17 protein-coding genes are annotated in these 20,040 nt (G+C 69.5%); 16 read left to right on the plus strand and 1 reads right to left on the minus strand.

Annotation, left to right across the window (positions count from 1 at the left end; all coding sequences use genetic code 11):
• The first annotated feature begins 70 nt into the window (after positions 1 to 70).
• From FND50_RS17750 to aroB, 13 genes are all read left to right on the plus strand, one after another.
• Positions 71 to 1,042: a DUF389 domain-containing protein gene (locus FND50_RS17750; RefSeq protein ID WP_144286535.1), complete on the plus strand. Its 972-nt coding sequence runs from the start codon at positions 71 to 73 to the stop codon at positions 1,040 to 1,042.
• On the plus strand, positions 1,042 to 3,621 hold the full coding sequence (locus FND50_RS17755; RefSeq protein ID WP_144286536.1) for a circularly permuted type 2 ATP-grasp protein: 2,580 nt from the start codon (positions 1,042 to 1,044) through the stop codon (positions 3,619 to 3,621). Before FND50_RS17750 ends, FND50_RS17755 begins: the two co-directional genes overlap by 1 nt.
• Complete coding sequence (locus tag FND50_RS17760) at positions 3,618 to 4,568, plus strand: transglutaminase family protein (protein WP_144286537.1); 951 nt, start codon at positions 3,618 to 3,620, stop codon at positions 4,566 to 4,568. The genes FND50_RS17755 and FND50_RS17760 overlap by 4 nt, the downstream gene beginning before the upstream one ends.
• A gap of 65 nt (positions 4,569 to 4,633) precedes the next feature.
• Positions 4,634 to 5,809 carry a phosphotransferase family protein gene (locus FND50_RS17765; RefSeq protein ID WP_144286538.1) on the plus strand — a complete coding sequence of 392 codons (1,176 nt, stop codon included), beginning with the start codon at positions 4,634 to 4,636 and terminating at the stop codon, positions 5,807 to 5,809.
• 54 nt (positions 5,810 to 5,863) lie between these two features.
• On the plus strand, positions 5,864 to 7,297 hold the full coding sequence (locus FND50_RS17770; protein WP_144286539.1) for a replication-associated recombination protein A: 1,434 nt from the start codon (positions 5,864 to 5,866) through the stop codon (positions 7,295 to 7,297).
• A gap of 122 nt (positions 7,298 to 7,419) precedes the next feature.
• On the plus strand, positions 7,420 to 10,092 hold the full coding sequence (gene alaS / locus FND50_RS17775) for an alanine--tRNA ligase (protein WP_144286540.1): 2,673 nt from the start codon (positions 7,420 to 7,422) through the stop codon (positions 10,090 to 10,092).
• Positions 10,093 to 10,094: 2 nt separating this feature from the next.
• Positions 10,095 to 10,631, plus strand: coding sequence for a Holliday junction resolvase RuvX (gene ruvX, locus FND50_RS17780; protein WP_144286541.1), 537 nt, complete (start codon positions 10,095 to 10,097; stop codon positions 10,629 to 10,631).
• Positions 10,628 to 12,337: an endolytic transglycosylase MltG gene (gene mltG, locus FND50_RS17785; RefSeq protein ID WP_144286542.1), complete on the plus strand. Its 1,710-nt coding sequence runs from the start codon at positions 10,628 to 10,630 to the stop codon at positions 12,335 to 12,337. The genes ruvX and mltG overlap by 4 nt, the downstream gene beginning before the upstream one ends.
• The gene (locus FND50_RS17790) at positions 12,327 to 13,154 is read left to right on the plus strand and encodes a shikimate dehydrogenase (RefSeq protein WP_065490958.1); all 828 of its coding nucleotides are present in this window, start codon (positions 12,327 to 12,329) and stop codon (positions 13,152 to 13,154) included. The genes mltG and FND50_RS17790 overlap by 11 nt, the downstream gene beginning before the upstream one ends.
• A 34-nt stretch (positions 13,155 to 13,188) precedes the next feature.
• A complete protein-coding gene (locus FND50_RS17795) occupies positions 13,189 to 13,848 on the plus strand; it encodes an A24 family peptidase (protein WP_144286543.1) in 660 nt (219 codons plus the stop codon).
• A 75-nt stretch (positions 13,849 to 13,923) separates the two neighbouring features.
• A complete protein-coding gene (gene aroC / locus FND50_RS17800; RefSeq protein ID WP_144286544.1) occupies positions 13,924 to 15,111 on the plus strand; it encodes a chorismate synthase in 1,188 nt (395 codons plus the stop codon).
• A 38-nt stretch (positions 15,112 to 15,149) separates the two neighbouring features.
• A complete protein-coding gene (locus FND50_RS17805) occupies positions 15,150 to 15,656 on the plus strand; it encodes a shikimate kinase (RefSeq protein ID WP_005241678.1) in 507 nt (168 codons plus the stop codon).
• Between the two features lie 65 nt (positions 15,657 to 15,721).
• Complete coding sequence (aroB, locus tag FND50_RS17810; RefSeq protein ID WP_005262316.1) at positions 15,722 to 16,834, plus strand: 3-dehydroquinate synthase; 1,113 nt, start codon at positions 15,722 to 15,724, stop codon at positions 16,832 to 16,834.
• An 88-nt stretch (positions 16,835 to 16,922) separates the two neighbouring features.
• Here aroB and FND50_RS17815 read toward each other — a convergent pair whose 3' ends face one another.
• Positions 16,923 to 17,669 carry a B-4DMT family transporter gene (locus FND50_RS17815; protein WP_005572579.1) on the minus strand — a complete coding sequence of 249 codons (747 nt, stop codon included), beginning with the start codon at positions 17,667 to 17,669 and terminating at the stop codon, positions 16,923 to 16,925.
• A 136-nt stretch (positions 17,670 to 17,805) separates the two neighbouring features.
• On the opposite strand from FND50_RS17815, the gene FND50_RS17820 reads away from it, so the two are divergent.
• Genes FND50_RS17820 through nusB form a run of 3 tightly spaced genes read left to right on the plus strand, consistent with a single transcriptional unit; the run spans position 17,806 to position 20,017 of the window.
• Entirely contained in the window at positions 17,806 to 18,909 is a 1,104-nt protein-coding gene (locus FND50_RS17820) for an aminopeptidase P family protein (protein ID WP_144286545.1), read from the plus strand.
• Between the two features lie 34 nt (positions 18,910 to 18,943).
• A complete protein-coding gene (gene efp / locus FND50_RS17825; protein WP_005241702.1) occupies positions 18,944 to 19,507 on the plus strand; it encodes an elongation factor P in 564 nt (187 codons plus the stop codon).
• Positions 19,508 to 20,017, plus strand: a complete 510-nt coding sequence (gene nusB / locus FND50_RS17830) for a transcription antitermination factor NusB (protein WP_005241711.1) — start codon at positions 19,508 to 19,510, stop codon at positions 20,015 to 20,017.
• Positions 20,018 to 20,040: the final 23 nt, after the last annotated feature.

The raw sequence follows: 20,040 nt of genomic DNA on the forward strand, positions 1-20,040 counted from the left end.
GCGGGCCCGCCGGCGCGATATGCCGGCGGGACTCGATTGACCGGACGATGCGGAACAGCCGGGGGACACCATGTTGCACCTGCGAGTGATCTGTCCGGCCGAGCGCACCGAGGACGTCCTCGGTGTGCTCGCCGCGGAGCCTGGCGCCACCCACGTGGTGGTGCTGCGCGCCGCCGCGATCGACCCCGCCGGTGACGCGATCCAGACCGACGTGGCCCGCGAGGCCGCGAACGACGTGATCGACGCGCTCGAGGCCCTGGGAATCGACCGCACCGGTGCGATCACGGTGGAGCCCGTCGACACGGTGCTGTCGAAATCCGCACACGACGCGGAGAAGGCGGCTCCGGGTGATCCCGCGGACAGCGTCGTGTGGGAGGAACTGGTCAGCCGGACGCGCGAGGAGTCGACCCTCAACGGCACGTTCCTCGCGTTCCTCACCATCGCCTGCCTGCTGGCCGCGGTGGGGGTGGTGACCGACTCGCCGATCACTGTCGTCGGGGCCATGGTGGTGGGGCCGGAGTTCGGTCCACTCGCCGCACTCGCCGTCGCGCTGATGCGGCGCAAGCTCGGTCTGGCCCGGCGGTCGCTGATCGCCCTGCTCTTCGGTTTCCCGTTCGCGATGGTGGCGACGCTGGTCGCGACGCTGCTGATGGAGCGGGTCGGCTGGATGGAGTTCGAGAGCATCGAGTCCCTCGACCAGGTCGATTTCATCTACCGGGTCGGACCGCTCTCACTGATCGTCGCGCTCCTCGCCGGCGCGGCCGGCATGCTCGCGCTCGTGTCCGCGAAGTCGGCGGCACTCGTCGGGGTCTTCATCTCGGTCACCACCGTTCCCGCGGCGGGATTCGCCGTCGTCGCGGTCACCGTGGGCGAATGGCGCGTCGCGGCGCTGGCGGCGCTCCAACTCGGCGTCAACATGATGGGCATCGTGATCGCGGGCGTTCTGGTTCTGGCACTGCGATTGCGCAGCGGCGGCGATCCCCGCCGGCTCCTCGAACAGGCACGGAAAGAGCGCTCGCCGGCACAGAGGCGGAGGGCCTGATGATCGTCTCACCGCACGACGGCGCGGGCTACGACGAACTCTTCGACGACGGCGGCGACGTCCGGGAACCGTGGGCGGAGTTGGCGCAGGACTTCACCGGCGGCGGGCCGGACTCCGTCCGCCGCCTGCAGTCCCGCATTCAGCTTCTCGTCGACAACCACGGGATCACCTACAACCCACTCGACGGGTCGGACGCCCCGACCGCGCCGCCGCGGTGGGAGATCGACGCGGTCCCGCTGATCGTCGCGGCCGAGGAGTGGGAGCAGCTCGCGGCGGGCTTCGTGCAGCGCTCCCGCCTCCTCGACGCGGTCCTCGCCGATCTGTACGGACCGATGGCGCTCGTCCGGAGCGGCGCCGTGCCGGCCCGCACGGTGTTCGGGCACCCGGGTTACGTCCGTGCGGCGCACGGCATGATGGTGCCGGGCCGCCATCAACTTTTCCTGCACGGACTCGACGTCGGCCGCGGGGCGGACGGCACCTTCCACGCGCTGCGCGACCACACGCAGTCCCCGGCAGGCGCCGGCTACGCGATGGCGGACCGCCGCGTCGTCGCCCGGGCGATGCCCGGCATCTACGAGACGGTGGGCCCGCGCCCGCTGTCCTCGTTCGCCCAGTCGATGCGGCTCGCGGCAATCGACGCCGCCCCCGCGGGCACCGAGGCCCCCCTGGTCGTGGTCCTCAGCCCCCGTACCCGGTCCGAGGCGGCATTCGATCAGGCGTATCTCGCGACAGTCCTCGGCTTCCCGCTCGTGGAGAGCGCCGACCTGGTCGTCCGCGACGGCCACGTGTGGATGCGCTCCCTCGGCAATCTGGAACGTGTCGACGTCATCGTCCGGCGGGTGGACGCCGACCTCGCCGACCCGCTCGACCTGCGCCCCGACTCCCGGTCCGGCGTGGTCGGGCTCGTCGAGGTGCTGCGCCGGGGAGCGGTGACCGTCGTCAACCCCCTCGGCAGCGGAATCCTCGAGAACCCGGCCCTCACCCGGCTGCTCCCGGACCTGTGCCGTCGTCTCTTCGACGAGGACCTGCTGCTGCCGTCCGTGCCGAGTTTCTGGGGTGGCGACCGGTCGGAGCTGTCGCACATCCTCGCGAATGCCTCGTCGATGGTGCTGCGTGCGGTGCACGGGGGTTCGCCGATCGTGCCCGCCGAGCTCGGTGACGCCGACCGGGACACCCTGCTGGACCGGGTGCGGGCCGAACCCGAGCGGTGGGTCGGGCAGATCGTGCCGGACCCCTCGTATGCGCCCGCGGCCGACGGATCCGGGGACGTCTTTCTCGCACCGGTCGGGATGCGGCTGTTCGGTGTCGCGCAGCAGGTGGGATTCACTCCGATGGCCGGAGGTCTCGGCACGTCCCTGGTTCCCGGGGCCGAGCGCGGGGACCGGCGCCACGCCGGCGCGAAAGACGTCTGGATCCGGCTGGCCCAGCGCACCGCGTCCACCGATCCGGGGGACGGCGCCGACCGGGACGGGGAAGCCCTGCCCACGTATGCGGCGACGACGTCCGATCTGATGACGTCGCCGCGCGCACTGACCGAACTGTTCTGGATGGGCCGGTTCGCCGAGCGCGCCGAGGGTGCGGCGCGCCTGATGACCGCCGTCGGCGAGAAGTACCGCGACTACCGCCTGCGACCGTGGCTCGCGGGCGGGGGAAGCCTCCCGATCCTGCTGGACACGGTCCTGCGGGTCGCCGACGCCGGGAAACGCCCGGAGGGGCCCGGTCGCGGCGCCGACTCCGGCTCGGATCCGGCCGCCGACCAGCGGCGGGTGCGCTCGGAATTCCGTTCGCTGACGATCGACCCCGGCCGGGACGGGTCTCTCGCGCACGCGGTCCGCGGCGTCGAGCAGGCCGCGCGGGCCGTGCGCGGGCAATTGTCGAACGACATCTGGGCCGTCCTCAGTTCCGTCGAACGCGCGCTCGGACAGGTCGCCGCCGACACGGTCGACGACGGGTCCGTGCTGTTCGAGGCGCAGTCCGCGGTGCTCGGCGGGATGCTCGCCCTGTCGGGAGTCGCTGCGGAATCGCTGGTCCGCGACACCGGCTGGCACGTCATGGACACCGGCAAACGGATCGAACGGGCATCCACCCTGATCGCGTTGGTGGAGTCCACGCTGCGACGGAAGACGGATCCGGCGACCGAGCGGGCGGTGATCGAATCGCTTCTCGTCGCCACCGAGAGTTCCGTCGTCTACCGCCGCCGCAATCGGAGCATCCGCCCGGCCGCCGTGGCCGAGTTGCTGCTGTTCGACGTGAAGAACCCGCGGTCGCTGGCGTTCCAGCTCGAGGCGCTCCGTGCGAATCTGGCCGCACTGCCGGACGCCTCGGGTGCGTCGCGTGCGGAGCGGCTCGTCGAGGACATGGTCAATACCGTGCGACGCGTCGACCCCGCTCGACTCGAATCGGTGGACGCGAACGGGTCTCGGAAGGAGCTGGGTGGGCTGACGACCACGATGCGTGCACTGCTGAGCGAACTGTCCGACGTGATGCTGAAAGGTCAGCTGTCGCTGCCGGGCGGCACCCAGCCGCTGTGGGGCAGCGGGACGACGTGGAGCGCCTCGCAGGGAGGGGTTCCCGCATGACCGACGCGTCGCCCCGTACGGACGAGGTAGCGGAACGGCCGCTGCTGCGCCGATACAAGATCACCCACCGCACCACGTACACGTACTCGGGGCCGGTGTCCTCGTCGTACGGCCGGGGTTACCTCCTGCCCCGTGACACCGAGGAACAGCGGTGCGTGAGTTCGGTCGTCGACATCTCGCCGGTGCCCGCGGACCGCTCCACCGGGTCCGACGTCTACGGCAACCGGGACCTGTACTTCCAGGTGAGCACGCCGCACGAGGAACTGGTCGTGGCGGCCGAGTCCGAGATCGAGGTGTACGGTCCGGACAAGACCAGGCTCGCCGCCGCACCGGCGAACGCGCCGTGGGAGTTGTCCCGCCCCGTGGGAACCGAGGGGGCGATGGCGCAGGAGTTCGTGCTGGACCTCGAACCCCCCGAGATCAGCGATGCGGTCCGCGAGTACGCGGCGCCGAGTTTCCCGCCGGAACGGCCCCTCGTCGACGCGGTGGTCGATCTCACCACGCGCATCCACCGCGACTTCCAGTACAAGTCGGGCTCGACGTCGATCTCCACGCGTGTCGCGGAGGTGCTGGAGAAGCGGTCGGGGGTGTGCCAGGACTTCGCCCGGCTCGCCATCGCCTGCCTGCGGTCGCGCGGACTCGCGGCCCGGTACGTGTCCGGTTATCTGGCGACGCAGCCGCCGCCCGGCAAGGAACGGATGATCGGCGTCGACGCGACCCACGCCTGGGCGGCCGTGTGGATGCCGGGGGACCGGTGGCTCGCCTTCGACCCCACCAACGACCAGCTGGTCGACGAGCGGTACACCGTGGTCGCGTGGGGTCGGGACTACGCTGACGTGCCGCCGCTGCGGGGTGTCATATACACAGAGGCACGAAACAGCACCATTGCGGTGTCGGTTGACGTGGCGCCGATCGAAGTGCTCGCGCCGGATCAGCCGAAATGCTGAAATTCATCCGGGCTTCCGGTGGAGGACTCGATGATCCGTGTCACTAGCAGGTAAGTTGGTCCGCGATGACTGCAATACTGGCAGACCCCGTTTCAGAGGTAGTTGCCGCAGCCGAGAAGCTGCTCACCCGTCGCACAGGGGCACCCGTGACACTGGTGGATCCCGTGGATCTCGGCGGTAGTGGCCGCACCATCGTGCTTCGTGTGCGCGTGGCGGAGAATCCGTTCTCCCTGCCGCGGACGTTGGTGATCAAGCAGGTCCGTGAGGAGTCCGGGGTGTCCGGCGCGCGGGCCGTCGATCCCGACGATCTCGCCGGCGACAGCCGCAGCGCCTTCCTCCGGGAGGCCGTCTCGTACCAGTTCGCCACGGCGCTGGCGACGGACAGCCGCCCCGGAGCCGAACTGCTCGCCTCCGACCTCGACGCCCGGCTCCTCGTGCTCAGCGACCTCGGGGACGCCACCCCGATCAGCGCCCTCCTCGAGCACTCCGACTCCGACACCGTCACGAACACCTTGATGGCCATGGCCCAGGCACTTGGGCGCATGCACGCGGCCACCGTGGGCCGCGAGGAGGACTTCACCGCGCTGCTGCGCCGCGCCGAGGTGGCGCACTGCGACGACACCGTGGCCGAGCAGGTGGAGCGTGCGGTGCCCGCCGTGCCCGGCCTGCTGTCCGAGATCCTCCGCGTCGACGTCTCGCCGGACCTGACCGATCAGGTGGCGCGTGCCGCGAAGCTGTTCGAGAGCGGCCGGTTCCGGGCGTTCAGCCCGTCCGACCTGTGCCCGGACAACATCATCGTCAACGACGAGGGCGTGCGGTTCCTCGACTACGAGTGGGGCGGTTTCCGCGACGCCATGCTCGACATCGCGTACGCGTTGGTCTCGTTCCCCGGTTGCCTGTGCAGCATCGACCTGTCCGAGGACCGGACGCAGGCGATGATCGAGGCCTGGCGCGCGGAGGTCGTGGGGATGTGGCCCGCGCTCGCCGACGACAACGTGCTCGCCGCCCGCATGGTCGAGGCGCAACTGATCTGGGTGTGGCTCAGCACCTACCTGTTCCTGCCGGAGAACCACACGCGGATCGCCGCCGTCCGCGAGCACCACCTGTCCGTGCCGCGGTCCGAGGCGCTGATCCAGCGCTGGGACAAGCTGGCGCGTTCGGCGGATCACGCCGGGAACACGGTGGTCGCCCACCACGCCCGCGTCATCGCCGACAAGATCCGGGGACTGTCCGTCGGCTGACCCGCGGTCCGGCCGGACTGGGTCGGACGGTGCGGTTCCAGTAGCGTCGAACTTGTGAGCGATCTTTTCGGTTCGGATGTCGGCGAGGACGAGTCGGCAGGCCTGTTCGAGACGGCGCAGCCCGACGAGGCGGCGGCCCCGCGATCGGTTCCCGGTCCGGTGTCGGTCGACCACCACGCACCGCTGGCCGTGCGCATGCGTCCCCGCACGCTCGGCGAGGTGGTCGGGCAGCAGCATCTCCTGGGCGCCGGTGCGCCGCTGCGACGCCTCGTGGAGGGGTCGGGGGCCGCGTCCGTCCTCCTGTACGGTCCGCCCGGCACGGGCAAGACCACGTTGGCGTCGCTGATCTCGGGGGCCACCGGCCGCCGCTTCGAGGCGCTGTCCGCGCTGTCCGCCGGGGTGAAGGAAGTGCGCGGTGTCATCGAACTGGCACGCCGCCGCCTCCTCGCGGGCGAGCAGACGGTGCTGTTCATCGACGAGGTGCACCGCTTCTCCAAGACCCAGCAGGACGCCCTGCTGGCGGCGGTGGAGAACCGGATAGTGCTGCTCGTGGCCGCCACCACCGAAAACCCCTCGTTCTCCGTGGTGTCCCCGCTGCTGTCCCGCTCGCTCGTCCTGCAACTGCAGTCGCTGACGGCGGACGACATCGAGAACCTCTTGGAGCGGGCCCGCACCGACGAGCGGGGTCTCGGCGGGGAGATCGAGATCGCGGGTGACGCGATGGATCATCTGGTGCGCCTCGCGGCCGGCGACGCCCGCCGGGCGCTCACCGCGCTCGAGGCGGCGGCGGGTGCTGCGCTCGACCAGGCCGGTGACGCGGACCGTCCGGTGCTGCTGGACCTCGCGACCGTGGAGGCGAGCGTCGACAAGGCGGCCGTCCGCTACGACCGCGACGGCGATCAGCACTACGACGTGATCAGCGCTTTCATCAAGTCGATCCGCGGCTCGGACGTCGACGCCGCCCTGCACTACCTGGCGCGGATGCTGACCGCGGGCGAGGACCCCCGCTTCATCGCGAGGCGCTTGGTGGTCCATGCCAGCGAGGACATCGGGATGGCCGACCCCACCGCGTTGCAGACCGCGACCGCCGCGGCGCAGGCGGTGCAGCTGATCGGTATGCCCGAGGCCCGCCTGGCCCTCGCGCAGGCCACGATCCACCTCGCGACCGCTCCCAAATCGGGGGCCGTCATCGCCGCGCTCGGCGCCGCGATGGCGGACGTCGCCGCCGGAAACGCCGGACTCGTCCCGCCGCATCTGCGCGATGGCCACTACGCGGGGGCGGCGAAACTCGGCAACGCCGTCGGGTACCGCTATCCCCACGACCACCCCGACGGGGTACTGGCGCAGCAGTATCCGCCGGACGAGCTGGTCGGTGTCGACTACTACCGGCCCACCACTCACGGCGGTGAGCGGGACATCGCGGGGCGCGTGGACAAGTTGCGCGCCATCGTCCGCGGCACGAACCGTCAGGGTGGCCGGTTAAGCTGAATGTGGCCGAACCGCCGGGTGTGCCCGGCTGCCCGGCGACCGCACCCCAGCGGCTGGACCCCGGTTCGACCCTGTAGTTCGACCCATCGTTGCCCTCGAGACAGACAATAAGGATCACTGACGTGCAGACCCACGAGATTCGCCGGCGCTTCCTCGACCATTTCGTCAAGGCAGGCCACACCGAGGTACCCAGCGCCTCGCTGATTCTCGACGATCCGAACCTGCTGTTCGTCAACGCCGGGATGGTGCAGTTCGTGCCGTTCTTCCTCGGCCAGCAGACGCCGCCGTACCCGAGGGCGACCAGTGTCCAGAAGTGTGTGCGCACCCTCGACATCGAGAATGTGGGCATCACCACTCGGCACAACACGTTCTTCCAGATGGCAGGCAACTTCTCGTTCGGCGACTACTTCAAGCGCGACGCGATCAAGCACGCGTGGTCGCTGCTGACCTCGAGCGTCGACGACGGGGGTTACGGCTTCGATCCCGAGCGCATCTGGGTAACGGTCTACCTCGACGACGACGAGGCCCGCGACATCTGGCGCGACGAGGTCGGCGTTCCCGAATCGCGAATCCAGCGCCGCGGCATGGCCGACAACTACTGGTCCATGGGCATTCCCGGCCCCTGCGGCCCGTGCTCGGAGATCTACTACGACCGCGGCCCCGAGTACGGCAAGGAAGGCGGCCCGGAGGCCGACGAGGACCGCTACATCGAGATCTGGAATCTCGTGTTCATGCAGAACGAGCGCGGTCTGGGCATCAGCAAGGACAACTTCGAGATCCTCGGCCCGCTGCCGAAGCAGAACATCGACACCGGCATGGGCGTCGAACGCGTCGCGTTCCTGCTCCAGGGCGTCGACAACGTGTACGAGACCGACCTCGTGCGCCCGGTCATCGCGAAGGCCGAGGAACTGTCGGGCCGCAAGTACGGCGCCGTCCACGACGACGACGTGCGCTTCCGGGTCATCGCCGACCACGCGCGCACCGCCGCGATGCTCATCGCCGACGGCGTGAACCCCGGCAACGACGGGCGCGGCTACGTCCTGCGCCGCCTGCTGCGGCGCATCGTCCGGTCCGCGAAGCTGCTCGGCGCCGACAAGCCCAGCATGCGTGAGTTCATCACCGTCGTCCGCGACACGATGGCGCCGTCCTACCCGGTCCTCGACACCGACTTCGGCCGCATCGAGACGGTCGCGGTGGGGGAGGAGACCGCGTTCCTCAAGACCCTCACGTCCGGCTCGAAGCTGTTCGAAGGCGCCGCCGAGTCGGTGAAGGCGTCCGGCAAGTCGACGATCGGCGGCGACCAGGCGTTCGCGCTCCACGACACGTACGGTTTCCCGATCGACCTGACCCTGGAGATGGCCGCCGAGGCGGGCCTGACCGTCGACGAGGAGGGCTTCCGCACGCTGATGGCGGAACAGCGGCAGCGCGCGAAGGACGACGCCCAGGCCCGTAAGCACGCGCACGCCGACCTGACCGTTTACAAGGAACTCCTCGACCGCGGACCCACCGAGTTCACTGGATTCCACGAATTGGTCTCCGAGGCACACGTTCTCGCGCTGATCTCGCAGGGGCAGCGGGTCCCCGTCGCGACGGCCGGCCAGGACGTCGAGGTCATCCTCGACCGCAGCCCCCTGTACGCGGAGGCGGGTGGACAGATCGCCGACCTCGGTACCCTCACCGGCCCGGGACTGCGGGTGAAGGTCAACGACGTCCAGAAGATCGCCAAGAAGCTGTGGGTCCACAAGGTGACCGTGCAGGAGGGTCAGCTCACCGAGGGCGACGTCGTGCTCGCGCAGGTCGACGCCGCGTGGCGCAAGGGTGCCACCCAGGGGCACTCCGGCACGCACATGGTGCACGCCGCGCTGCGACAGGTGCTCGGCCCCAACGCGGTTCAGGCCGGCTCGCTGAACAAGCCGGGCTACCTGCGTTTCGACTTCTCCTGGCAGGGCGCGCTGACGGAAGCGCAGAAGCAGGACATCGAGGTCGTCGCGAACGAGGCGGTGGCCGCCGACTACTCGGTGAACACATTCGTCACCGACCTCGACAAGGCGAAGTCGATGGGCGCGATGGCGCTGTTCGGCGAGAACTACGGCGACGAGGTGCGGGTAGTCGAGATCGGCGGACCGTTCTCGATGGAGCTGTGTGGTGGAACTCACGTGGGCAGCTCCTCGCAGATCGGCAACGTCACACTGCTCGGTGAGCAGTCCGTCGGTTCCGGTGTGCGCCGCGTCGAGGCCTACGTCGGGCTCGATTCGTACCGCTACCTGGCCAAGGAACGCGCGCTCCTCGCCGGTCTGTCGTCTTCGCTGAAGGTGCCCTCGGAAGAAGTCCCTGCCCGCGTCGAGGCGCTGGTGGAGCGACTTCGGGTGGCGGAGAAGGAACTCGAGCAGACCCGTGCCCAGGCGGTTCTCGCCGCGGCGGGCACGTTCGTCGACAAGGCGCAGCGGGTCGGGCCGGTGCTGCTGGTCGCGGACTCGGCCCCGGCCGGTGTCGGCGGCAACGACCTGCGTGGGCTCGTCACAGACATCCGCGGCCGGTTCGGCACCCAGCCCGCCGTGGTCGTGCTGCTCGGCGACGTCGACGGCAAGGTTCCGTTCGTGGTGGCCGTGAACAAGGCGGCTCAGGAACTCGGCGTGGCGGCCGGCGACCTCGTGAAGGGATTCGGTCCGAAGATCGGCGGTCGCGGAGGCGGAAAGGCCGACATGGCACAGGGTTCCGGTTCCGACACCAGCGGAATTGCGGTCGCCCTCGACGCTGTCCGGGGACAAGTGGCGGACAAGGTGGGGAGCCAGTAGCGGTGGATCACGCGGAACAGGGTCCGGATCGACCGGGAGTCGACGACCCTGGGCGTGGTCGGCGCATCGGCATCGATGTGGGCAGCGTCCGGATCGGCGTCGCGTCGAGCGACCCCGACGGGATCCTCGCCACCCCCGTGGAGACGGTGCCCCGGTCCAAGGAACGGGGACCCGACGCGCCGGATATCCGGCGCATTGCCGACATTGTCGAGGAATACGAGGCCGTGGAGGTTATCGTCGGTCTGCCGCAGACCTTGCGGGGTGAACGGGGGAAGGCCGCCTCGATCGCTACTGTGTTTGCGAAGCGATTGCGAAGGAAGGTCGACCCGGTACCGGTGCGGATGGCGGACGAACGTCTGACGACCGTCACTGCCGCGCGGGCGCTTCGCGAGAGCGGTGTCAGTGCGAGGGACCAGCGTCCTGTGATCGACCAGGCTGCGGCGGTGGCGATCTTGCAGGGATGGTTGGACGAGCGGAGCAGGTCGGTGAGTGCAGGGGATTCAGGTGGGGACGCGCAGCTACCGGAGGGAGGCCAGTGAGCAATCATCGGCGACCTGTAGGTGAGCGACCCGAATTCCAGTACGTCCCCCGCGAACCCCGACGGCACCGCTACCTCGACGAGGACGACGACCAGGTCGACTACGCGCCGCCCCCCGAGGACGACGACGTCGTCACCACGGGGCGCCACGCGGTGGTGTACGACGACCGTCACGTCGACGAACCCCACGCCGACTACACGGAACCGGTGTACGAGCAGTCCGCGTACGAGAACCCGGTGTACGAGCAGCCGTTCGACCCCGAGCCCGTCTACGAGGACGGATACGGTCCCCGTTCGTACGGCGACGCCCGCGCCTACCGGGCACCGGCAGTCGACGACCGCGCGTACGACGAGCCCGCCTACGCCGACGAGCCGGTGCATGTCGACGAGCAGTACGAGGCCCACACCTATCCCGACGACCGCTACGACACACCGCCCGACGAGCCCGATGTCGCGTTCGCGGAGGCCGAGACGCAGATAATCTCGGCGATCCCCGAGGAGATCCCACCGACGCGCGCCCACGCCCGCACGCAGGCCCGCCGCCGCAACCAGGCCAAGGGCCGCGCACGCCGAGGAAAACTGTTCGGCGCCCTCGCGGCCGTGACGGTCCTGATAGTGCTGGTCGGCATCGTGTTCGTCGGCGGCAAGATGTTCTTCGGCGGTCCCGACGCCCCCGCGGACTACGCGGGTCCGGGTGGTCCCGAAGTGGTCGTGCAGGTCCATCCGGGCGACACCGCCGAGGAGATCGCCTCCACTCTGGCCGATCGGGACGTCGTCGCCAGCGGATCGGCCTTCTTCAACGCCGCAGTCCAGAGTAACGCGATGAACTCGGTGCAACCCGGCTTCTACAGCCTCTCGACCCAGATCCCGGCAGATGACGCGGTGCAAGAACTGGTCGACCCTGCCTCCCGCGTCGGACAGATGATCATCTCCGAGGGCAGGCAACTCCACGACACCACCGATGTGCAGACGGGGGCCAAGAAGAAGGGGATCTACACCCTGATCTCCGAGGCCAGTTGCCTCGGTGAGGCCGGCCAGGAGCAGTGCATCGGTTACGACGACCTCAACGCCGCCGGTGCGGGCGACCTGTCCGCGCTCGGGGTTCCCGACTGGGCGAAGGACGCGGTCGCCGGTGTTCCGGACCGCGATCGTCAGCTCGAGGGACTGATCGCCGCGGGCAGCTGGGATTTCGATCCGACCGCCGGCCCCGCCGCCATACTCCAGAGGCTGGTCACCGAGAGTTCCGCGAGCTACGAGAAGACCGGCATCCTCACCGCGGGCAACCAGGTCGGCCTCACGCCGTACAAGATGCTGATCGCGGCGTCACTGGTGGAGCGGGAGGCGATGCCGGACGACTTCTCGAAGGTCGCTCGCGTCATCCTGAACCGGCTCGCCGTCAACCAGGCGCTGCAGTTCGACTCGACGGTCAACTACGCGCTCGACACCACCGAACTGGCCACCACCGACGCCGACCGCGCACAGGTGACACCCTGGAACACGTACGCCAGCCCCGGGCTGCCTGCGACGCCGATCTCCTCGCCGAGCATCGGAGCGTTGCAGGCCGTCGAACAACCGGCGCCGGGCGACTGGATCTACTTCGTGACGGTCGATTCGAAGGGCACGACCCTGTTCACGAAGAGTTACGACGAACACCTGGCCAACATCGACCAGGCCCTGAACAACGGGATTCTCAACAGTGGACGATGAAGTGGTGACCGCACGCAAAGCTGCGGTGCTGGGCAGCCCGATCGCGCATTCGCGCTCGCCGCAACTGCACCTCGCGGCGTATCGGGCGCTCGGTCTCACCGGGTGGACGTACGACCGGATCGAGTGCGACGGGGAGCGGCTGCCCGGCCTGGTGTCCGGGCTCGGTCCGGAATGGGTCGGTCTGTCCGTCACGATGCCGGGCAAGATCGCCGCACTCGAATTCGCGTCCGAGCGCACCGAACGGGCGGTGGCGATCGGCTCGGCGAACACCCTCGTCCGTATCGAGGGTGGCTGGCGTGCCGACTGCACCGATGTCGACGGGGTGAGCGGTGCGCTCACCGCGGGTGGTGTCGGAACCATCGCGGGCGCCGAGGCGGTCGTCGTCGGCGCCGGGGGAACGGCCAGGCCCGCGCTCGTGGCGCTCGCCGACATGGGCGTGAAATCGGTGACCGTGGTGGCACGGGACGCGGGTCGCGCGGCAGGTGCACTGGGGTGCGCGGAATCGGTGGGGCTCGACGTCCGGTTGCTCGGCTTCGACAGCCCGGAACTCGGTGCCCGGTGCGCGGCGGCGTCCGCGCTCGTCAGCACCGTTCCGTCCGCCGCGATCACCGAGTATGCGGACATTCTCGGGCGGGCGCCGTTCGTGCTCGACGCGATCTACGACCCGTGGCCGACCCCGCTGGCCGCGGCGGTCGAGGCGGCCGGGGGAACCGTCGTCGGCGGGCTCTCGATGCTCCTGCACCAGGCGTTCGGGCAGGTGGAGCAGTTTACCGGTCGCCCGGCGCCGCGCGAGGCGATGGCAGCCGCTCTGGGCTAGTTGTCCCCAGGCCGGACCGCCATCCACAGGTCGGTTGTCGTGCCAGGTCACGGCGATCGACACCGTGACTCGGTCACGCATGCTGCTCGGCATGTGGTGGCTGATCGCGGTGAGTGTGGTGTCCGGTGCGGGTGCGGGATGGGCAGCCCGGTTGACGTCCGGCCTGTTCGTGGGAAGGGTGCGGCCTGGCTGGTGCGAGGCGGTGTGCGCCGTCGGCGTCGCCGTCACGGTCTGGGCCTGCTCCGCCGCATCGGCACCGTGGGTGCTGCCGTGTGCGCTGGCGTTCTGGTGGTGGTGTGTGAGTCTCGCCGCCACCGATCTGTGTGCGCGGAGGCTGCCGAACCTACTGACCCTGCCCGGATTCCTCGCGATCGTCGTCGGCGGTGCCGCGACCGGATCCGCGGCCGCCGCCGTGATCGGCGGGTTCCTGCTGGCGGCGGCGTATCTCGCCCTGTACCTGGGCGCACCTGGTGCGGTCGGTGCGGGTGACGTGAAACTTGCTCTCGGAGTCGGCGCGGCCGCCGGGCTGGCCGGGGGAGAGGCCTGGGTGCTCGCGGCCGGGCTCGCGCCGGCGCTCACAGCGCTGGCGGGCGGCATCGTCCTCGCCGTTCGGCGTTCCCCGTCGCCGCTCCCGCACGGCCCCGCCATGTGTGCCGCGACACTGGTTGCGCTGTTCGCCGCGCACGTCGCCTGAGCGGGTCCGCGCCCGGCACGCGGTTGGGAGGACCACCGTCACTGCCGGGCGCGGCGACATGGAAGGATATTGGGCGTGCTGCGCTGGATAACTGCCGGAGAATCCCATGGTCCCGCCCTCGTCGCGATGCTCGAGGGGATGGTCGCGGGCGTCGAAGTGACGTCCGAGGACATCTCGACCCAACTCGCGCGACGCCGCCTCGGCTACGGCCGCGGTGCGCGGATGAAGTTCGAGGCCGACAAGGTCACCATCGTCGGTGGTGTGCGCCACGGGCGGACGCTCGGCGGTCCGATCGCCGTCGAGGTGGGCAACACGGAGTGGCCCAAGTGGGAAACCATCATGTCCGCGGACCCGGTGGACGCCGAACTGCTCGCCGATCAGGCGCGGAATGCGCCGCTCACCCGTCCGCGCCCCGGTCACGCCGACTACTCGGGCATGCTCAAGTACGGATTCGACGACGCCCGCCCGGTTCTCGAACGCGCGAGTGCACGCGAGACCGCGGCCCGGGTCGCGGCCGCGACGTTCGCCCGTAGCTTCCTCCGCCAGGTGTTCGGCGTCGAGGTGCTGTCCCACGTGATCTCCATCGGCGCGTCCGACCCGTACGTCGGCCCCGAACCCACCGGGTCGGACCTGGCGGCGATCGATGCCAGCCCGGTACGCGCCTTCGACAAGGCCGCCGAGGAATCGATGATCGCCGAGATCGAGGCCGCCAAGCGTGACGGCGACACCTTGGGCGGTATCGTCGAGGTCGTCATCCACGGCCTCCCCGTGGGTCTCGGATCGTTCATCAGCGGCGCGGACCGCCTCGACGCCCGTCTCGCGTCCGCCCTGATGGGAATCCAGGCCATCAAGGGTGTCGAGGTCGGCGACGGCTTCGAGACCGCGCGCCGTCGCGGCAGCCAGGCGCACGACGAGATGCGTCCGGGCCCGGACGGAATCCTGCGTTCGACCAACCGCGCGGGCGGTCTCGAGGGCGGCATGACCAACGGGGAGGCGCTCCGCGTTCGCGCGGCGATGAAGCCGATCTCGACTGTCCCGCGCGCACTGGCCACCGTCGACATGTCGACCGGTGAGGAAGCCGTGGCCATTCACCAGCGGTCCGACGTGTGCGCGGTGCCCGCCGCCGGTGTCGTGGCCGAGGCGATGGTCGCGTTGGTCGTCGCCCAGGCGGCACTCGAGAAGTTCGGGGGCGACTCGGTTGCCGAGACGACCGCCAACTACGAGCGGTACGCGTCGGGCGTCGCAGCTCGGCTCGCGCGATGACCAGCCGGTCTGCCGTCGCGTCGGGGCGGTGACGGATGATGGCACCGAAAGCCGTGCTCGTCGGCCCCCCGGGAGCGGGTAAGTCCACGATCGGGCGGCGCCTCGCGCAGGCCCTGGACCTTCCGTTGTTCGACACCGACGTGGCGGTCGAGGAAGAGGCGGGACGCACGATCGCCGAGATCTTCGTCCAGGAGGGCGAACCTGCCTTCCGTGCCCTGGAGGAAGAGATCGTCCGGAAGGCCATCGAGAGCCACGAGGGGATCGTGTCGCTCGGCGGTGGATCCATCCTCTCCGAGCGCACCCGGGAATTGTTGAAGGGCCACACCGTGATCTATCTCGAGATCAGCGTGGCCGAGGGGCTCAAGCGCACGGGGACCAACACCGCGCGCCCCCTTCTCGCCGGTGGCGACCCCCGCCAGAAGTACACCGAGTTGATGCGCAAGCGCCGACCGCTGTACCGGCAGGTGGCGTCCATCCGGATACGCACGGACGGTCGGAGTCCCGCTCGTGTGGTGCAGCAGCTGGTGGCGAAACTCGCCGAGTGATCGGCGACCCCGGCGGAACAGAGACATCCGAGAATCTCGGACAAGACGGAGCGGAGCAGCAGACAGTGACCGAACCGGTACGCGTACAGGTGCAGACGGCGAACCCCTACCCGGTCATCATCGGGCGCGGATTGCTCGGCGAGCTGGTGGACGAACTCACCGGCACGAGGACGGTGGCGATCTTCCATCAGCCGCCGCTGGCGGAGACGGCGGAGGCGGTGCGCGCGGCGCTCGCCGAGAAGGGAATCGATGCGCACCGCATCGAGATTCCGGACGCGGAGGACGGCAAGGATCTGGCGGTGGCCGGCTTCTGCTGGGAGGTCCTCGGCCGGATCGGGCTGACCCGCAGCGACGCCGTGGTCAGCCTGGGCGGCGGCGCGGCCACCGACCTCGCCGGGTTCGTCGCGGCGACGTGGATGCGCGGTGTGCGCGTGATCCACGTGCCCACGACGTTGCTCGCGATGGTGGATGCGGCGGTCGGCGGCAAGACCGGCATCAACACCGAGGCCGGCAAGAACCTGGTGGGTTCCTTCCACGAGCCGTCGGCCGTGCTGATCGACCTGGCGACGCTCGAGACGGTGCCCCGCAACGAGATCGTCGCCGGGATGGCGGAGGTCGTGAAGACCGGCTTCATCGCCGACCCGGTGATCCTGGATCTCATCGAGAAGGACCCCGAAGCCGCTCTCGACCCCACGGGAACCGTTCTGCCCGAACTGATCCGGCGGTCCGTGGAGGTCAAGGCCAAGGTGGTTGCCGCCGATCTGCGCGAGTCCGATCTGCGCGAGATCCTCAACTACGGGCACACCCTCGGGCATGCGATCGAGCGGCGTGAGCGCTACCGCTGGCGCCACGGTGCGGCGGTCGCCGTCGGGCTCGTGTTCGCGGCTGAGCTGGGGCGTCTGGCGGGACGCCTCGACGACGCGACGGCGGATCGGCACCGCACCATCCTGGAACTGGTGGGTCTGCCCACCACGTACGACGCGGACGCGTTCGGCCAGTTGGTCGAGGGAATGCAGACCGACAAGAAGAACCGGGCGGGCGTCCTGCGGTTCGTCGTGCTCGACGGGCTCGCGAAGCCCGGACGGCTCGAGGGTCCGGACCCGTCTCTGCTCGTGGCCGCGTACTCCGCGGTGGCGCGGGAGGAGAAGCCGGGCACCGGCGGTGCCGTCCTGCTGTGACGTAGCGGCACGAAAGCGAGACGCGGCGGTGTGAGCGAGTGCGCTCACACCGCCGCGTCGTCTGTCGGTGTGGTGAAGCTGAGGGCTGTTACTCGCCGCGGCGAGGGTCGTCGGTGGTGCGCTTCCCGAGGTCGACAGGATCCTGCCACCCGGTGTCCCCGCCCTGCGGCTGATCGAGGTCGGACGTGTCCTCGCGGTAGTTGTGCACCGGTTCGAACACCGCAGTGTCGGCGTCGGACCCGGCGTAACCGGTGTCCGCGGTCTGCTCGTAGGCCTGGCCGGGGTAGTTCTGTCCGTAGCCCTCGTCGTCGGCGACGGCTGCTGCTGCGGTTCCCCCCGCTGCGGCCCCTGCGGCCGTTCCGGCACCGTGCACCGCCGGCCGACGTTCGCTGCGGTCCTTCTCCGTCTTCCTGGACTCGCGGCTGACGAAGAACCGGCCGAGGAACACGGCGAGCATGGCCGGCACGAAGATCAGCAGGACCGTGAACGCGGCCCCCGACGTGATCTCGAAGAAGAACGAGTTCTGGGTGACGTTGAGGGACGGAATCAGGTTGGCCAGCCAGCTCCCCACACCCGCCACGATGCCGCCGAGCAGGGCCGCTTTCAACCACAGCATCGTCAGGTCGGCGCCGTCCTCCGGCTCGGGGTTCCGGCGACGGTCCCGGATGCCGTCGATGCCGGCCCAGATCAGCGCCACGAACACGACGATCAGCAGTGCGAGCCATCTCAGAGCGGAACCCTGGAGGGGCCACTGTGTGATCGATACACCGAGGATCACACGAACGAAAACATGTATCAGGGCCATGCCGAGGCCGCGTACCACCCACGCATTCATGGGCACAGCGTAACGAGCGGGTTTTCACCCGTGTGGTCTAACCCACACGGGCGCGCGCTGAAACCTGTTCTCGCCACTGGACGGGTGCCGTCGATCCGCGCCCTCCGGGTGGCGATTTGCCGGTACGTTTGACGACATGCCTGCTGATCATGGTTCTCGGCGCGCGGCGCTACGCGCGGCCCTCGCCGCCCGGGATCTCGACGCGCTTCTGGTGACGAATCTGGTGAACATCCGCTATCTCACCGGGTTCACCGGGTCCAACGCCGCCCTGCTCGTGCATGCCGCCGATGCCGAGGGTGCCGAGGAGCGCACCGTCATCTGCACCGACGGCCGCTATCTCACGCAGGTCGGGGAACAGGTTCCCGATCTGCGGGCCGAGATCGCCCGCGCCAGCGCCGCGCACCTCATCGAATCGGTGGGGCGGCGGAGTCCGTCCTCGCTGGCGTTCGAGAGTCACGTGGTCACGGTGGACGAGTTCGCGGCCTGGTCGGTGCTCGCGCCGGACGCGCGGCTCGATCCCGTTCCTGGTCTCGTCGAGGAACTGCGGATGGTGAAGGACGATTTCGAGGTCGGCTTGCTGCGGGCGGCGTGCACGGCCGCCGACTCCGCGCTCGCCGAGCTGATCGAGCGTGGTGGCCTGCGCCCCGGGCGCACCGAGAAGGAGGTGGGCCGGGAACTCGAGGCGCTGATGCTCGCGCACGGCGCCGACGGCATCTCGTTCGAGACCATCGTCGCGGCGGGCGCCAACTCGGCGATCCCGCACCACCGCCCGACCGAGGCGGTGCTCGCCGGCGGCGACTTCGTGAAGCTGGACTTCGGCGCCGAGGTCGGCGGGTACCACTCGGACATGACCAGAACGTATGTCCTGGGGCAGGCCGCCGACTGGCAACGGGACGTGTATTCGCTGGTCGTGCGGTCGCAGAAGGCGGGACGGGACGCGCTGCGGCCGGGCGCGGAGGTGTCCGCCGTGGACGGTGCCGCCCGCCGGGTCATCGAGGACGCGGGCTACGGGGAACTGTTCCTGCACGGGCTCGGACACGGCGTCGGCCTGGAGATCCACGAAGCTCCGGGAATCGGCAAGCTGGGCACCGGTACACTTCTGGACGGTGCGGCGGTGACCGTCGAGCCGGGCGTGTACTTCTCCGGGCGCGGAGGCGTGCGGATCGAGGACACGCTCGTGGTTCGTGAGCAGGGACCGGAGCTGCTCACACTCACCACCAAAGACCTGACTGTCGTGTAGACGGTTTCGACCTTATCGAGGAGACGCGAAGCAAGTGGCTTCCACTAGTGATTTCAAGAACGGCCTGGTCCTGCAGATCGAGGGCCAGCTGTGGACGATTACCGAGTTCCAGCACGTGAAGCCCGGCAAGGGTCCCGCGTTCGTGCGCACCAAGTTGAAGAACGTGCTCTCGGGCAAGGTCGTCGACAAGACGTTCAACGCCGGCGTCAAGGTGGACACGGCCACGGTCGACCGCCGCGACATGACGTACCTGTACCACGACGGCACCGACTACATCTTCATGGACGGCGACACGTACGACCAGATCTCGATCAGCGAGGCCACGGTCGGCGACGGTGCCCGCTTCATGCTCGAGAACATGGCCGTGCAGGTTGCGACGCACGAGGACGTTCCGCTGTTCGTGGAACTGCCCGTCACCGTCGAACTGGTGGTCCAGCACACCGATCCCGGTCTGCAGGGCGACCGCTCCACCGGTGGCACCAAGCCGGCCACCCTCGAGACCGGTGCCGAGATCAACGTTCCGCTGTTCATCAACACCGGCGACAAGCTGAAGGTCGATTCCCGCGACGGTAACTACCTCGGGCGTGTGAATTCCTGAGTGTCCGGTACGCATAAGAAACTCGGCGCACGGCACAAGGCCCGCAAGCGCGCCGTCGATTTCCTCTTCGAGGCCGAGGCGCGAGATCTCGATCCGGTCGATCTCGCGACCGAACGCGCGGACCTGTCCGGTAAGGACGATTCCGTGGCACCGGTTGCTCCGTACACCGTCACCGTGGTGACCGGTGTCGCGGAGAACCTGGACCGTATCGACGAGGTGATCTCGTCCCACCTGCAGGACTGGACGCTCGAGCGGCTGCCCGCCGTCGACCGCGCCATCCTGCGCATCGCCGTGTGGGAGCTGTTCCACGCCACCGACGTGCCTCCGGTCGTGGCCGTGGACGAGGCGGTGGAGCTGGCCAAACAGCTGTCCACCGACGAGTCGCCGGGGTTCGTGAACGGCATCCTCGGTCAGGTCGTGCTGGTGGCCCCGCAGGTGCGGTCGGCTGCGGCCGCGACGTCGCGGCGCGCCGAGACCGCCGGCGGCGAGTCGACCGACGCAGGCTCGTAAGTTCGTGTCCCGCTGCGGGCCCG

It is taken from the genome of Rhodococcus sp. WB9 (genome assembly GCF_007558985.1).
In the GTDB taxonomy this organism is placed as follows: domain Bacteria; phylum Actinomycetota; class Actinomycetes; order Mycobacteriales; family Mycobacteriaceae; genus Rhodococcus_F; species Rhodococcus_F opacus.

Excerpts from the sequence above, each read along its gene's own strand:
- FND50_RS17750 (WP_144286535.1), top strand. The coding sequence starts at position 71 with ATGTTGCACCTGCGAGTGATCTGTCCGGCCGAGCGCACCGAGGACGTC.
- FND50_RS17755 (WP_144286536.1), top strand. The coding sequence starts at position 1,042 with ATGATCGTCTCACCGCACGACGGCGCGGGCTACGACGAACTCTTCGAC.
- FND50_RS17760 (WP_144286537.1), top strand. The coding sequence starts at position 3,618 with ATGACCGACGCGTCGCCCCGTACGGACGAGGTAGCGGAACGGCCGCTG.
- FND50_RS17765 (WP_144286538.1), top strand. The coding sequence starts at position 4,634 with ATGACTGCAATACTGGCAGACCCCGTTTCAGAGGTAGTTGCCGCAGCC.
- FND50_RS17805 (WP_005241678.1), top strand. The coding sequence starts at position 15,150 with ATGGCACCGAAAGCCGTGCTCGTCGGCCCCCCGGGAGCGGGTAAGTCC.
- FND50_RS17815 (WP_005572579.1), bottom strand. The coding sequence starts at position 17,669 with ATGAATGCGTGGGTGGTACGCGGCCTCGGCATGGCCCTGATACATGTT.
- FND50_RS17820 (WP_144286545.1), top strand. The coding sequence starts at position 17,806 with ATGCCTGCTGATCATGGTTCTCGGCGCGCGGCGCTACGCGCGGCCCTC.